The sequence below is a fragment of the Vagococcus carniphilus genome, from assembly GCF_014397115.1.
GTDB classification, from domain to species: domain Bacteria; phylum Bacillota; class Bacilli; order Lactobacillales; family Vagococcaceae; genus Vagococcus; species Vagococcus carniphilus.
The window spans coordinates 1,676,212-1,691,405 of the sequence record NZ_CP060720.1 but is presented as its reverse complement, the minus strand read 5'-3'; the positions used below and the strand labels follow the sequence as shown (position 1 = coordinate 1,691,405).

General features: G+C 31.9%; 12 protein-coding genes and 2 riboswitches. Of the genes, 7 read left to right on the top strand and 5 right to left on the bottom strand.

Going from position 1 to position 15,194, the window contains the following annotated elements; genetic code table 11:
• Positions 1-24 precede the first annotated feature (24 nt).
• A complete protein-coding gene (gene pbp4 / locus H9L18_RS08290) occupies positions 25-2,052 on the bottom strand; it encodes a penicillin-binding protein PBP4(5) (protein WP_126793358.1) in 2,028 nt (675 codons plus the stop codon).
• Between the two features lie 62 nt (positions 2,053-2,114).
• Positions 2,115-3,629 carry a UDP-N-acetylmuramoyl-L-alanyl-D-glutamate--L-lysine ligase gene (locus H9L18_RS08285; RefSeq protein ID WP_126793356.1) on the bottom strand — a complete coding sequence of 505 codons (1,515 nt, stop codon included), beginning with the start codon at positions 3,627-3,629 and terminating at the stop codon, positions 2,115-2,117.
• 160 nt (positions 3,630-3,789) lie between these two features.
• Here H9L18_RS08285 and H9L18_RS08280 point away from each other — a divergent pair, with 160 nt between their 5' ends.
• From H9L18_RS08280 to H9L18_RS08270, 3 genes are all read left to right on the top strand, one after another.
• Entirely contained in the window at positions 3,790-4,065 is a 276-nt protein-coding gene (locus tag H9L18_RS08280) for a hypothetical protein (RefSeq protein ID WP_126793354.1), read from the top strand.
• Between the two features lie 61 nt (positions 4,066-4,126).
• Entirely contained in the window at positions 4,127-4,447 is a 321-nt protein-coding gene (locus H9L18_RS08275) for a hypothetical protein (protein ID WP_126793351.1), read from the top strand.
• Between the two features lie 49 nt (positions 4,448-4,496).
• Positions 4,497-5,015 carry a GNAT family N-acetyltransferase gene (locus H9L18_RS08270; protein WP_126793349.1) on the top strand — a complete coding sequence of 173 codons (519 nt, stop codon included), beginning with the start codon at positions 4,497-4,499 and terminating at the stop codon, positions 5,013-5,015.
• A gap of 56 nt (positions 5,016-5,071) precedes the next feature.
• Here the strand turns inward: H9L18_RS08270 and H9L18_RS08265 are convergent, their stop codons facing one another.
• Positions 5,072-6,016: a M28 family peptidase gene (locus H9L18_RS08265; protein WP_126793347.1), complete on the bottom strand. Its 945-nt coding sequence runs from the start codon at positions 6,014-6,016 to the stop codon at positions 5,072-5,074.
• A gap of 133 nt (positions 6,017-6,149) precedes the next feature.
• Here H9L18_RS08265 and H9L18_RS08260 point away from each other — a divergent pair, with 133 nt between their 5' ends.
• From H9L18_RS08260 to H9L18_RS08250, 3 genes are read left to right on the top strand one after another with little or no spacing between them, the layout of a single operon-like run.
• Positions 6,150-6,419, top strand: coding sequence for a hypothetical protein (locus H9L18_RS08260; RefSeq protein WP_126793345.1), 270 nt, complete (start codon positions 6,150-6,152; stop codon positions 6,417-6,419).
• Positions 6,416-6,787 (top strand): hypothetical protein, encoded by a 372-nt coding sequence (locus H9L18_RS08255; RefSeq protein ID WP_126793343.1) that lies wholly within the window; start codon positions 6,416-6,418, stop codon positions 6,785-6,787. Before H9L18_RS08260 ends, H9L18_RS08255 begins: the two co-directional genes overlap by 4 nt.
• A 2-nt stretch (positions 6,788-6,789) precedes the next feature.
• The gene (locus H9L18_RS08250; protein WP_126793341.1) at positions 6,790-8,103 is read left to right on the top strand and encodes a Y-family DNA polymerase; all 1,314 of its coding nucleotides are present in this window, start codon (positions 6,790-6,792) and stop codon (positions 8,101-8,103) included.
• Positions 8,104-8,136: 33 nt separating this feature from the next.
• Here the strand turns inward: H9L18_RS08250 and H9L18_RS08245 are convergent, their stop codons facing one another.
• Positions 8,137-8,820, bottom strand: coding sequence for an SDR family oxidoreductase (locus H9L18_RS08245; RefSeq protein ID WP_126793339.1), 684 nt, complete (start codon positions 8,818-8,820; stop codon positions 8,137-8,139).
• A gap of 124 nt (positions 8,821-8,944) precedes the next feature.
• Between H9L18_RS08245 and H9L18_RS08240 the strand changes: the two genes are divergently transcribed.
• Entirely contained in the window at positions 8,945-9,328 is a 384-nt protein-coding gene (locus H9L18_RS08240) for a PH domain-containing protein (protein ID WP_126793337.1), read from the top strand.
• A 47-nt stretch (positions 9,329-9,375) separates the two neighbouring features.
• Here the strand turns inward: H9L18_RS08240 and H9L18_RS08235 are convergent, their stop codons facing one another.
• Positions 9,376-14,547 (bottom strand): DUF4430 domain-containing protein, encoded by a 5,172-nt coding sequence (locus H9L18_RS08235; protein WP_126793335.1) that lies wholly within the window; start codon positions 14,545-14,547, stop codon positions 9,376-9,378.
• Positions 14,548-14,661: 114 nt separating this feature from the next.
• A riboswitch (cobalamin riboswitch) is annotated at positions 14,662-14,843 on the bottom strand.
• A 40-nt stretch (positions 14,844-14,883) separates the two neighbouring features.
• Positions 14,884-15,069: riboswitch (cobalamin riboswitch) on the bottom strand.
• Positions 15,070-15,194 lie beyond the last annotated feature (125 nt).

The following is a 15,194-nucleotide window of genomic DNA, read 5'->3' as shown; positions in this document are numbered from 1 at the left end:
ATCATTTTGGTTTACATAAAATAATTATTTTTTTAATTGTTTGATAAACTCTTTGTTTTGTTCAACAGCTGAAGTCCCTTTTGCGTCTTCAATTAAACTAACAACTAAATAGTTACTTTCATTAGCATCAAAAGCTAGAATAAAACTATTTTCTTGTCCTTTTGTATCTTGTTTCTCTTTAATTTCAGCCGTTCCCGTTTTAGCAGCTATTTGGTTGTCTCCATTAGATAAAGGATGTGCCGTTCCATTTTCATTTTCAACGGTTTCGATTAAAGCTTTTTTAACCGCTTCAGCAGCTTCTTTAGAGACTGCTCGTTCTTTTTTAGTGTTTTCTTTTCCTTTTATTATCTGAGGAAAAACAACTTCTCCTTCATTAGCAAAAGCGGAATACATAACTGCCTGTTGAATTGGATTAACAAGTAGCTGTCCTTGTCCATAAGCTGTGTCGCTTAATAGAATATCTGATTTGATTTCATCATTGCTAATTTGAGCGGGTGTCATAGGAATATGAATGTTCATTTTTTCACCAAACGGGAATTTTTTAAGTCCGTCTAAGTATTTTTTGCTACCCATCTCTAAAGCTTCTTGGGCAAAGTAAATGTTATCCGAATAAACAAGTGCTGTATTCATATTAACGCTTGGAACATCAGAAACACGAGTCACTTGATATCCTCCCCATGAGCTATCTTTTTGCCATTTAAGCCCTGATATTTCTCTTGTTTTATCTGGTGTTGTCACTTTTTCATCAATTCCAATAGCAGCTGTGATTGCCTTAAAAGTTGATCCTGGAGCGTATCCAGCACTAAATCTTGCTAAAAAAGGATTAGCTTTGTCTTTTGCTAACTGGTCATATTCTTTTTGTGAGACACCTAGAACAAATTGATTAGGGTCATACGAAGGCGAGCTGACAGCAGCTTTTAATTGACCTGTGTTCGGAGCAGTCACAACAGTTGAACCTGGTAGATTATTCAAAGCAGTGAAAGCATCTCTTTGAATTTGGCTATCAATCGTTAGTTGAACGTCTTTTCCATCTTGTTTTTTCTCTTCAATAACAGCTAGTTGAGACTCCCCATCTTTATTGACAATTTCAATTTTACCACCTGTTTTACCACGCAGTTCTTTATCAAATTGAGCTTCTAATCCCGTTTTTCCGGTTTCTTCAAAACCCGATAAAGCCTTATCTTTTTCAATTTCTTCAGCAGTTACTTTTCCTGTATAACCAATTAGTTGAGCAGCAGCTTCTTTTAGTGGATAGTAACGGTTATTAACTGACGCAAGAGTAATACCAGTTGATTGATATTTGTCAGTTGATTCTTCAAAAGGAATTGTTTTAATTGGAACAAAAGAATCTTCTTTAACCCATGGTTGTTCAAGTAATTGATTGATTTCATCAACCGATTTATCAAAATTTTTACTTATTGTTTCAATATTTTTTTCCTTCTCTTCTTTTTCTCCTAACTTATTAGGTATTATTCCTAATTGAGGATAATCATGACTTGTTGCTAAAGGTTGTTTATTAACATCTAAAATATCTCCTCTTTTAGGTGTTTCCGTTGACATAAAAACTTTATCGCCTTTTTTCATTTCTGGAAAAATAAAGGAATAATTCCAATCTACTTTATATTCGCTACCTTCTTTGACTAATTTTCCTGAATAGGTTTCATTTTTTAATTTTCCAAGAGGTGTTTGCATTTGAAAGGTTAGTTCAAATTGGTCATTTTTAAATGACGCTACATTTCCTTTGATATCAGAAATATTTAAACCATTAAATACAGCTTCATATTTTTCGATTAGCTCTTTTTCAGTTAGACCTTGTTCTTTTAAAGAGGTTTTAGAGAGAGTTTTAGGCATCTCTTTGAATTTTTTTGCTTCAAAAGAATCCATAAAACTGATTAAAGCATCTTTTCTCAAATTTTCATCGTATTTTTGATAAGCAAAATAACCACCTACCCCTACTAAAAGTAGTCCTGCAACACTAGAACCTAAAATGATTCCTTTTCTATTTTTTGAAGCTTGTTTCTTATTTGTTCGTTTTTGATTATTGTCTGACATAGGATTCTCCTTTAATTATAAACTAAAGAGGCTACCAAAATAGGGATCGCCTCTCTAGGAATTTATTTATTATTTAAATAGTTTTCAGCAGCATTAAAATCACCTATATAAGGGGTATCAACACCACCAATTTTTTGATATTTATCTTGTCCTTTGCCAGCTAAAATAACAGAATCTTTTGAACTAGCTATATCAATTGCATGTTGAATAGCTGATTCACGATCGACAATGATAATTTGCTCAACAGCTGAGTTAGTAATGGCTGCTCCAATTTCTTTAGCAATTTTTTCTGGATCCTCAGTAGCTGGGTCATCTGCAGTTAAAATAGCAACATCTGCCAATTCTGAAAGAACTTGACCAAAATCAGCTCTTCTTGAAATAGCTTTTTCACCTGTGCTACCAATAACTGTGATAATTCTACCTTCTGGATGAGCTTCTTTAGCAAAACTTAGAAGATTTTTTAAACTCAAATAGTTATGCGCGTAATCAACAAAAATATTAGCGCCGTTTGGATGTTTCAAATGCTCCATTCGACCAGGAACTAATGCCTCTAAGAGTCCTCTTTTACCATTTTCTTTTGAGGCACCAGCTAATTTACTTGTTATTAAACTAGCAACTGCATTGTCTTTGTTAAAGTCTCCCATTAAGCGAATATGATAATCACTTACAAGATCTAATGGATCATTCGTTGATTCAACACAGAAATCTAGCAAGTCTCCTGCTTCTTTTTCCCAGTAATAATCAGCTTCTTTATTTTCACTACTATAAGAATAGTAAGGAATTTGTCTAGCTTCTGTCATTTCTTTTAGTAACGGATAATCTTTTGTATCAGCATTTAAAACCATTTGCTTAGAATTTTCAATGAGTTGTCTCTTGCAATAATAGTAATCATCAAACGTTGGATGTTCAATTGGACTAATATGATCAGGTGAGATATTTAAAAAGATCCCGACATCAAATGTTAGTCCATAAACTCGTTGTAACTTGTAAGCTTGAGATGATACCTCCATGATTAAATGTGTCATTTTATTATCAACCGCTTCTCTCATCATACGGTATAAATCTAATGATTCAGGTGTTGTTAATGCTGATTTGAAATAATTAACGCCATCTAGAGTTGTATTCATTGTAGAAAACATTGCTGTTTTATGATTAGTATAATCATCTAAAATAAACTTAGTAAAGTAAGCAGCAGTTGTTTTTCCTTTTGTTCCAGTAAAACCAATAACTGTTAATTCTTCTTGAGGTAAATCATAAAAATGCATACTAATAAGTGCCATCGCTTTACGAATATCTGTTACAATAATACCTAGCTTGCTTGCTACCTCATATGGATTTTCAGACATATAGATTTCTAATTGGTTATCAATCGCTGTTTCTAAATATTCTTCTTTAAAGTTAAGACCTTTACAAAAAAATAAAGTTTCTTGATTAACATTTCTTGAGTCGTAAGAAAGAGCTGTTAGAGATTGATCTTCAATTGGTAAGTTATAAAACCAATTATTTTGATAAATAAATTCTTTTAACAGATTTTCTTTTTTTAATAAATTTTCTATTTCTTTAAGGGTTATAGTCATTGTCAACATCCTAATTAGTTAGTGATTATTTAAAAAAACAAATAATCCTGTTTTCATATAGAGCTATCATATCATTTTTCATCTATTTTTCGTACCAATTAGGACATTAAATCTTCATTTTTTTCAATTAATATGGGAATATCATAAAGGGGATGATAACATGAAACGTTTACTATTATTATTATTTAAAATTGGTTTAGTTTTTTTAATATGCTATGCTATTTTAACCCCTGAAGGTTCTGTTCGCTTTGCTGCACTTAGAAATGGGGATTTTAAGTCAGCTACAACATCAAGCGTTTCGGAAATTTCAGACAATGGGAAAATTGCCGTTTATCAATTAAATAAAACAATTGAAAATAAAACTGGAACGACCGCATGTTTTCAAACAAAGAATAAATTAGCATTTTATTGGAGTACTCATCTAAGCGCATTTTAATGTTTTGTTCTCTTTACAAAAAGAACGTACGTTTGTATAATTTTTGTAAGGAGAAGAGGAAATGATAAAATTAAATGCTATTTTAACAAATGATTCAGTTGAATTGATTACGCAACGATCTAATTACATCGCCTTTTATTGGACGTGTGAAGAAGAGATTTTTTTAGTTCGAATTTTATTTGATACAGATGCCCAATTGTCACTATCTAGAAAAAGTACCAAAGAGCAAATTTATCAAATAAGTGAAAAGAAACTAAAACAACTGAAACAGCTTTGTTTTGGAAACTATCAATATTTCAAGCAGTTTAAAGGAGAAAATGGGATTTATTTACAAACAATGCCCTCTCCGCTTAAACGGAATAATATCTTAGAATTCAGATAATCTAAATAGTTAGATTATCTTTTTTTATCAGAATGTTAGGAGGAATAAAATGATTCGTATTATTAATGAAAATGATTATTCAGCAGTAGAAGCATTAACCATCTCTTCGTTTTCAGAAACAGAGTTTGGGTATCAACAAGAAGCTGACTTAATCAAGAAAATTAGAAAAGCCCCATCTTACAAAGCTGAACTAGAGTTAGTTGATGAAATTGATGGAAAAATAGTAGGTCACGGCTTATTAAGCGAGTGTTTAATCAAAAATGAAAATGATTCGTGGAAAGGACTAGCGTTAGCACCGTTATCAGTCTTACCTAGTTATCAAAATAAAAAAATTGGGACTAATCTTATGCTAGCTCTGGAAAAACGAAGTCTGATAGCAGATTATCCTTTCATTGTTATTTTAGGTCATCCCACTTTTTATAAAAGGTTTGGTTATTTACCAGCAAGTAAATGGGGAATATTCCCACCTTTTGAAGTACCAGAAGAATTTTTTATGATTAAAGAATTAAGAAAAAATATCCTTCAAGAAATATCAGGAGAAGTTGCCTATCTTAAAGCTTTTGAATAACTAAAAACGTGTGACTAGTTTACTCATTATGAATAGACTAGTCACACGTTTTTTTATTAGATATGAAGAATAAAATCTTGTATAACTTGTTTAAGAAGTTCGATATTTTGGTAATCAAATCGAGTATCTTTTCTTGTATGAATTCGGTTCAAGTAATAACCAAAAACAGGCAATTTTTTAGCAGCAGCTACCCCAACACTATTTTTGAAAATGATTTGGTCAGAAGTGTAAATATTTTTAAAAGCTGTTCCAAATTTATACTGTTTTTCAGTTTTATCGACTATCTTTTTAGTTGATTCAGCTAATTGATTGTTATAGTTTGATTCTCTAAACGCTTTTTTCGTTACAAAAAATAAGGTATCTCCATCGCTCACGCAATCAAAATTAATTAATGGTTTGTCTTTAATCAGAGATTCATGTTGCTTTTTAAAATTTTGTGAACCAACTAAGCCTATCTCCTCTTGATCAAAGAAAACAAAGCAGACCTCTTCTCTTTTATTTTCTGGTAAATCTTCTAAAATGGCTAACAAGGTTGCAACCCCAGAAGTATTATCATTAGCTGTATGTTTATTAGCAATCCCTTTGGTTATTTGAAAACAATATAATAACATTAAGGAAATAAGAAGAATCCCTATGATAATTTCTTTAAAAGATAAAGTAAGGATGCCAGAAGTAAGGATTGTTCCACCAAAGAAACTTAGTGGCACAATAGGAAGCATTGCCCACAATTGGCTTATAAAAAAAGAAATCCAATTACTGAATCCCATAAATATCGGAAAAATCGAAATGGCTTGTGTATCATAATGAGCAGTTAAAATAATTTTGGCTTTTTCTAAATCACCTATAATTAAATTAACGCCATCTTTTTCATAGTGTTCTTTTTTCAATAGATAATTTTGATTCCCTAATTGTTGTTCTAGCCAATTAATAAATACTGTTTTTTCTGTTTTTGATTTTCTAAGTTGGTAGTTATCTAATAATTCTTGACTACTTTTTCTCACGTTCTCACCTCTTTATTCAGTATAGCAAATGTGTTAAATGAATTGGATAAATTTTGTTATCTTTTCATGTTCCCCTTTACAATAAGAACAAACGTTCGTATAATTTAGCTATAAATGAAATGGAGTGATAATGATGAGTAAGAAGAATTTAGTTGGTATTGTTGATAAGATTAAGCTTCTCACCTTGTATCCTGATAAACTGCTTCGTTTTACTTTAGTAACAGAAGAAGAAAATATTAATTGCCTAGTAGCGAATAAAGACATTATTCATCAATTATTATTTTTAAATAATGGCAAGGTTGAAGTTGCTTTATTTGGCCACTACAATACCAGAAAACAAATGGTTGTTGAGAAATTAATGATTAGGCACTCGATTGATTTAAAAAAGGAGCAAAGCTTATGATGAAATTAAATCAGTACTACGATGATCGAGGTGTCAAAAAATATATGGGCTTTTATTTATCCGAGCACACAAGAGAATTAGAATTAGAAAAAAAAGAAGCTAACCGAATTAATTTTGGTCTAGAGACAATGACTTTAACTGAAGTAGCTGAGGTGATTGAAATAGCCTTAACAAAAGATTTACCTGTTTTAATTCAACCTAATATAAAGACAATAGATGGACGAGGATTCAACGACAATATTGTGGGGAAAATATTAGGATTTAGTGGTGATTTAATTTATGTTAATGAGCTATGCATTAGTATCAATTTGATTCGTCATATTGCTATTTCAGAGAATGTTAAGTGGTATGTTAGAAGCGAGGGATAAGTATGTATGGTAGTGGTTATCAACAATATTTTGATTACAGCGATGAAAAAGTTGATGATATTCTTTGTATTGATATGAAGTCGTTTTATGCTTCTGTTGAGTGTATTGAGAGAGGATTAGATCCACTCAAGGCGTTATTAGTCGTCATGAGTGGTAGCGATTCTCCAGGAGGTTTAGCATTAGCGACTTCCCCTAAAGCTAAAGAATTATTAGGAATTGACAATGTAACGAGAAATTTTCAAATCCCGTATCATAAAGACTTGCATATTGTACCTCCACGAATGAATTTATATATTAAAAAAAATGTTGAAATTAATAATATTTTTAGGCGTTATGTAGCAGATGAAGATATTTTAATCTATTCCATTGATGAAACCTTTGTACGTGTAAAAGCATCAAAGAAATTATTTAACCTCTCCCCTTATCAATTTGCCGAAAGGTTTAAACACGATATACAGAAAGAAACACGTTTGCCATGTACAATTGGAATTGGAGATAACATGCTTTTAAGTAAGTTAGCACTAGATAATGCCGCTAAACATGCCCCTAGTATGATTGCAACATGGCATTATCAAGATGTTCCTAATACAGTTTGGCAGATAAAAAATATGACTGATTTTTGGGGAATTAACCGACGAACAGAAAAAAGACTAAACAATAAAGGGATTTATTCGATTTATGATTTAGCTCACCATGACTTTTTTGAAATGAAAGAATCAATGGGAGTTATGGGACAACAATTAATTGCCCATGCTTGGGGAATTGATCGAAGTAATATCTCAGAGGTTTATCAACCAAAGTCTAAAAGTATAGGCAACAGCCAAGTTTTAATGAAAGATTATGTAAAAGTAAATGAAACAAAAATTGTCCTTAGAGAAATAGCAGAGCAAGTAGCAACAAGACTTAGAAAAAAAGGATACCAAACAAATTGCGTACACTTATCTGTCGGTTATTCTAGGAGTGAACCAACACCAGGATTTAGTCGCCAGATGTCTATTCCAAAAACAAATTCTTCTAAAAAACTTGCTAGTTATTGCTTACTTTTATTTGACAAATTCTATGACGGCAGTGCTGTACGGAATCTGTCTGTTAATTACTCCAAACTATCAGATGGAGATATCCTTCAATTAAATTTATTTGAACAACCTGAAGAATTAGTCAGCCAAAAAATATTGGATGAAACAATAGATGGCATTAGAGAAAAATATGGTTTTGATGCTATTTATCATGCAAGTAGCCGATTAGAAGGCGCAACAGCTATTAATCGAAGTCATTTAGTTGGAGGACATGCTGGTGGTATGGATGGTTTAACTTAGTAAAAATAGAAAAGAACCTTTTTAGGCTCTTCTCTATTTTTTACTTTTAATAACAATTTCAGAAGGAATTAATTTTTGAGTGGTACTAGCAATAATAGTCTTAGCTACATCATCAGGTGTCATAAATGTGTTCGTTTTACTTTCATCAAAAATACCATCCCAGAACTCAGTTTGCATGCCACCCATGTAGACACCACAGACAAAAACATTGGTTGCTTTTGTTTCAACAATCAAACTTTCCGTGAAGCCTCGCACGCCAAACTTACTCGCACAATACACAGATTCTGTCGCTTTCCCTTCAAGGCCTGCTGTAGAGATGATATTGACAATAGCTCCTTGATTGTTATTTTTCATTTGAGGCAATACTTCTTGAGTAGAAAAAATAGTTCCTTTAAGATTAGTATCGATCATTGCATGAACAGCAGACTCATTAAGTGATTCAGCTAAATCAAATACACCTAAACCGGCACTGTTGATTAAGATATCAACCTCCCCTACTTCTTTTTTTATTTGATTGAAAGTCCGGCTCACTTCTTCTTTAATACTAACATCAACAAGATAGTAACTAGATTTATTTTTTAAGGATTTACTTACTTGGATTAGCTTGTCTTCTGTTCTACCAAGAAGACAAACATAATAACCCATCGCATCATATTGTTTAGCTAAAGAAGCTCCTAGACCACTTCCAGCACCTGTAATGGCTACTATTTTTTTCAATTAAAGGACCTCATTTCTTAGGTTAGATAAACTAATTTGCTTACCACTCTATTTTAACATATGGCAATGGGGCTTCTTCTTTTAATGTGTTAAAATAGTTATATAATTTGAAAGGAGCATGACAATGGGATTATTTGATGGCTTATTGGGAAACGCAAGTGAGGTTAAACATAGTAATGTTGAAAAAGAATTGGCAAGTATTTTAATTCCTGATGAACAAATTGATTTAGCTTTTAAATTAGTTCGTGATTTAATTGTATTTACCAATTTAAGATTGATTATCGTTGATAAACAAGGAATGTCAGGCAAAAAAACGGAATACAAATCAATTCCTTATGGGAGCATTTCAAGATTTAGTGTAGAAACATCAGGGCATTTTGATTTAGAATCAGAATTAAAAATATGGATTTCTAGTGGTATTGAACCAGCTGAAGTTCTTCAATTTAGAAAAGATAGCAATGTGACAACCATTCAGCAAGCTCTAGCTATGGCCGTATTAAATAATTAAAAAGCAAAAGACGACTAGGATAATTTTCCTAATCGTCTTTTTTTGATCTATTTTACAGCATTTTGGTTAACGTATCCGTGCCAGTTTCCTTTATTGTCATATAAAGAATAGTAGATTTCACCATTGAAATGACGATATTTTCCTCTAGCAGTAAATGTTTTTCCGAATAAATTACTTGTTGATTGGCGTTTTTTCCAATTAAAGTTAGACCAAGTATTATAACCTTTTTTATTGATAGTTACTTTACGACCATCTCTAATATAAGTGCCTTGTTTGCCATCAGCTACTTTAGCTGCGTTAGCATTAATATAACCTTGCCACTCGCCTTTATTGTTGTAAAGAGAGTAATAAGTTGCTCCATTCATATGTTCATATCTTCCACGAACTTGGAATGTTTCATTTAACACATTTTTACTTGAGTTACGTTTTTTCCAGTTAAAATTAGACCAAATGTCATAGTTACCTTTAGAAATTGTTACATAACGGCCGTCGCTAATATAAGCACCTTGTTTGCCGTCTGCTACTTTAGTTGCGTTAGCATTGATATAACCTTGCCATTCACCTTTATCATTATAAAGAGAGTAGTAAGTTGCTCCATTCATGTGTTTGTAGCGACCACGTGCTTGGAATGTTTGGTTTAATAAATCTCCACTAAAGTTACGTTTTTTCCAGCCGAAGTTAGACCAGATATCATAATTACCTTTAGTAATAGTCACATAGCGACCATCTTTAATATAAGCACCTTGTTTACCATCACCAACATTAACAGCTTTTTCATTAATATAACCATGCCATTTACCATTGTTATCATATAATGATAAGTAAGTTGAACCATTTTCATGTTTATATTTACCTCTTGCTTGGTAAGTTTCACCTACTAATTTATCTGAGCTGTTACGTTTTTTCCAATTAAAGTTAGACCAAGTATTGTAACCTTTTTTGTTAATAGTTACATAACGACCATCTTTAATGTAGTCTCCTTGAGGTGATTTTTCACCTGGAGTTAATTCTTTATCAGTTTTAACTTTATCAAGTTTAGTATTTGTTTCTTTAACGATACCATCAACTGATACTTTATCAGTAGCTTTTTCAATGTTATCTGTTGCTTCTTTTAAAATATTATTGATTTCGTCTTGTTCTGCTTTACGATAATCTTTAAGGTTTTTGTATTCGTTTAAAGCTTTAATCGCTACTTCTTTATGAGCTTTTAATTCTTTTTCAGAACTTTCGTTACCTTTAAGTTCTTTTAATTTATCTTCTGCTTTAGTTAATGTTTCTAAATTTAAAACATTAGCTTGTGCCTCTGTTGATAATTTATCAAAGGCTTGACGAGCATTTTTAATTGCAGATTCGCTTGCTAACGTTACTTCGCCAATATTATTAATTAAATCAACAACTGGTTGAGCTTCTTCTAATAATTTAACTTGTTTATTTGCATTTTCTAAAAATTCTAAATTAGATACAAAGACTCTAGATGCTTCAGGTAAGGCATTATATAATGCTAGAGCTTTTGCAACTGCTTCCTTATCGTTTAAAGAAATAGTTTCAGACAAGTTTTCGATAGCTTCATTTACAGCATCAATAGTTGAAACTAATTCTTCAACTGTTTTTTCAGCTGCAGCCAATGTTTCTAAGTTAGTTACCAACACTTTTTGTTCTTCAGTCAAAGCATCGAATAATTGACGGGCTAATTCTACTTGAGCTTTATTAGCCATCGTAGGTGTTCCTAATTGGTCAATTGTATCAATAACAGTTTTAGTTGCTTTTTTATTTTCTTGCTCTTTTACTAAATTACTGTAAGTTTCTTTAGCTGTTTCCAATGCATCATGATTTGATACAAGTTTTTGAGCTGCTTCTGTTAATTCATCATATGCTTGAGCTGCTTTAGAAATAGCTGGTTCACTTGCAAGTGTTACTTCACCAATTGAAGAAATTAATTCTTCAACTTTTTTAGCAGCATCTTTGTTTTGAGCGTCTAATTTAAGAGCTTTTAATTGATTTTCTTTTTCTTCAAGTTGTACATGAAGAATAATAAATAATTGACCTTTGTCTTTTACTTGATCAAGAGCTCCTCGAGCTTCTTTGATAGCTTCTTCTTTTTCAAGAGTCACATCACCAATAGCTCTAATTAAGCGTTGAGCTTTAGCTAAATCACTTTCTTTTCCAGCTTCAGGATCAAATTTTCCATCTATGATTCGAGGGTCAGTTTGATAGTCTTCAACATAGAACCATGTGATTTGGTCTCCATCTTCAATCATTTGATCCGCAGGCATTAAATCGACAATAACACCGTTGACAGCATACATCCAGCCACTGCTTGGGCCATGTTCTTTATGTGTTAATGTAACCCCCGATGGATTAGTAATACTTGAGATATAATTTGATCCGACAAAAGTATATCCATTGTCATCCATTGCCTTTTTGAATACATCAAATACAGAAGTATATTCATCTCCTTCACCAGTTGTAGTTAACCAGTTAGTATAAGAAGCATTCTCTTTTTCTCCAATCATTGAGAAGCTTACTTTTCTTTTTTCTTCAGGTTTAGGATTTTCTCCATTTTTACCTTTAACAACTAAATCAACAGAAACAGGTTGACGGTATAATTTTTGTAAGTCTTTATTATCAGGATATTGTTTAGCGTATTTTCCTAATACAGAACTTGATAAAACACTTTTGACTGTTACTTTAACATCATGTTCTGGTTTAGTTAAAAATAAGCTCTCATGTTGAAGAACAGCATTATTACTTGAATGGAATTTATCCCATTGTTCAGAAGGTCTTGTTTCATCGATGCTTACTGGAACAATTCCTCTATTTTTTAAATCTTTAGAATCATATACCCAATTAAGAGTTTTACCATCTTCGTTGAATGACACTTGTTGGAACGTGTTTAATCGTTCAGTAATGTTAGTTGCATCACTATTACCAGCTTTATTTAAACCATTGAAATAGTTAGCTTTAGCAGCATCCATCAATTTAACTTCATCATCAATTTCTTTTTGTGTTAAAGGTTGAATCATTATATCAAATGTTTTGCTAGCTGAAAGAGTCGAATTACGATCATTCATTGTAACAGTAAATGAAGCTTTTTTAGCAGGTTCACCTGGTAATGGTCGTAAGACATTTAGACGATAACCCGTTACGGTTAATACATCTGGTGTATCACTTACAGCTTTAAATTGATATAAATGACTTAAGGGAACACCTGTACCTTTTGGATTTGGTAAACCAATATCATTTACAACTTGTTCAGGATTTATTTTTTCTTTTGTAACACTGTCAGTCATTTTATCAAACGTATAATGTTCATCCATTAAAGATTGGATTTCATCTTTGCTACCAGCACCAAGCCCTTTGATTGTCACTTCGATTTCTTTTGAAATAATTAAGTCTGGTTGTCCACCGGGAACTTGATTATTTTTGACAGAAGCAGTTAATAATACTTTTTGGTCTTTTTCATCACGTTTTATTTTACCAATAAATGGGTTGTACATATTGTTGGAATTACCAGTTTGTAAGCTGTTATCAATTTTTAATAACTCGGAATTTGAAGATCCCCAGCTAACTTCTCCCCATCTCTTATTATCAATATATTTTGGTAATAAGAGATTTTTATCAAATTTTTCAGTAGATTCATTATCTCCTTTGATACTTTCAAGAGATAGTTGATCAAGAATCTCTTCTTGAGTAATTTTTTCTAGTTTATCTCTATTCCAATGAATAACAGCATTTGATTTTGGGGCAAATTCAACAACTGCTCCATCTTTAGTTAATTCATATACAACAGCAACACTTCTAAATCTCATTCCATCAGATTCATTAGGATTTTTGTAGTAATAGTGAACTGTTCCATCTTTGGCAATATATTCTTCATTTGATGTACTTTTTACACTAACTTTTATGTCTGGAAAACCTTTATCTAAAAAACCTTTTTCAACCATAGCGTTTATGTTAGTATCTTGTCCAAAAACAGGAGTATATTTAAAGTAGCTGGTATTTAAAGCTAAAATTGCTTTATTCAGATATTCTTCAGCTTTTTTTACTTTCTCCTCATCAATAGGTTCTTCTTTTGAACGATTTAATTGTGAAGTTAATTTAACAGAACCATCTTTAGCTAAGTTAAATTTAGCAGACTCAGGAATAGAAACTTGGAAATCAGAACCATCAAATTCATTGATTTGAGTAGTTGCTTCTTCAGTATCGAAATTCTCTTTTAACCCATCAAAATTATTATTAGAATTAAAATACTTATCCTTTTCTAAAGGATCTTTTGAATTAATTAAGCTATCAATTGCTGTAGGTTGTTCTGCGGAAACTGTCCCAAAATTTATTGAATTGATAAATACATCTTTAATGTCAGCATTACTAGCTGCGGTATTATTATAAAATCCAATAAGCCCAGCGATTCTAGCAAACTTACTATTTGACGTCACTTTACCATAATTGATGTTATTAGCAATAGTTGAAGAACTTTTTGAATCCCAAGTACCAACAAGTCCACCTACTCTTGTTTGTTTAGAGAGATTTGTTCCTAAAACATTACCATAGTTTATATTCCCAATAATATCTCCCGAATTATTTGTTCCGGTAATTCCACCAATATGTTGAGTAGTTGACGTATTAGATTGACCATTTACTTCTCCTGAAAACTCAGTGTTTTTGATAATGCCACCAAGTGTATTTTGTCCAGCAATTCCTCCCATACTTTTTGTATTAGTAGAAGAAACGTTTACTGAACTAGAAACGTTGTCAATAACTCCATTTTCAGCATTCCACGGGGTCACAGAACCAGTTCCGTTACCACTTATTGTGCTAATACTTCCATCAATAGAAAAATTAGCGATTGTGCCTTCATTCTTTCCAAAAAAACCTTGCCAGCCAGTAGCGTCTTCTATTTTAAAACCTTTAATTTCAAAGTTATTTCCATTGAAATTACCTTTAAAACTACTTGATCCAATAGGACTCCAATCTTTATTTTCTAAATCTATATCTTTCGTTAATACAGCATCTAGCGTTTTGCCTGAATTAACCTCTTTAGCAAACCATGCTAATTCTTCAGCACTACCAATTTGATAGACGTCACCAACTTGTATAGGTTCTTTAACGTCATCTACTCCATCCCAAGCAAATGCTCCTGTTCCCCCTAATAATAAAGCTGATGAACATACCAATAAACTTAATGATAATTTTGTTTTTTTCTTAAAATTAATTTTCAATTATATTCCTCCCTTATTCTGATAAAACAACTACTTTTTATTCCCTCCCCAATAAAAAAACACCTCAAAAAAGGTGTTTTGTCGTTAATTGAAAATTTACACCCATAGATAATTTTCACGTTCTATTAAAAAACAGATATCCTGACTCAATTTCATCCTTGATCAAGCCTTCCCAATTTCTCAGTGGCATATATGATCTCGTCAATTTTACAGTAGCTAGGGGCTGTAAAGGATTTTCACCTTTTTCTCTGTTTATGTTAAAAAATAAAAAAAGCACCCTAAAAAAGGGTGCTTTGGTACACAGAAATAAAAAAAGACTTCTCACCCTCAGATATCTTTTTGTTAAAAAATAAAGCAGATATTCTGGCTCAACTTCATCCTCATTCAAACCTTCCCAAACATAAAAATGTTCAGTGGTATCCATGAATTCGTCCGTCTCACAGTAGCTAGGGGCTGCAAAGGGGTTACACCTTTTTCCCTGTCTTTATTTTCAGTAAATTAACATTATTATATAGTAAACGTTTCCTCAAAACAATAAAATTGCTCCATTTAATACCTTATACAGTGGTTTTTTGAACCTATTTTGAATTGGATCAATATCTAATACAGCAAAAAAATGTTTCGAACTAATTAAAATATCCTCTGAT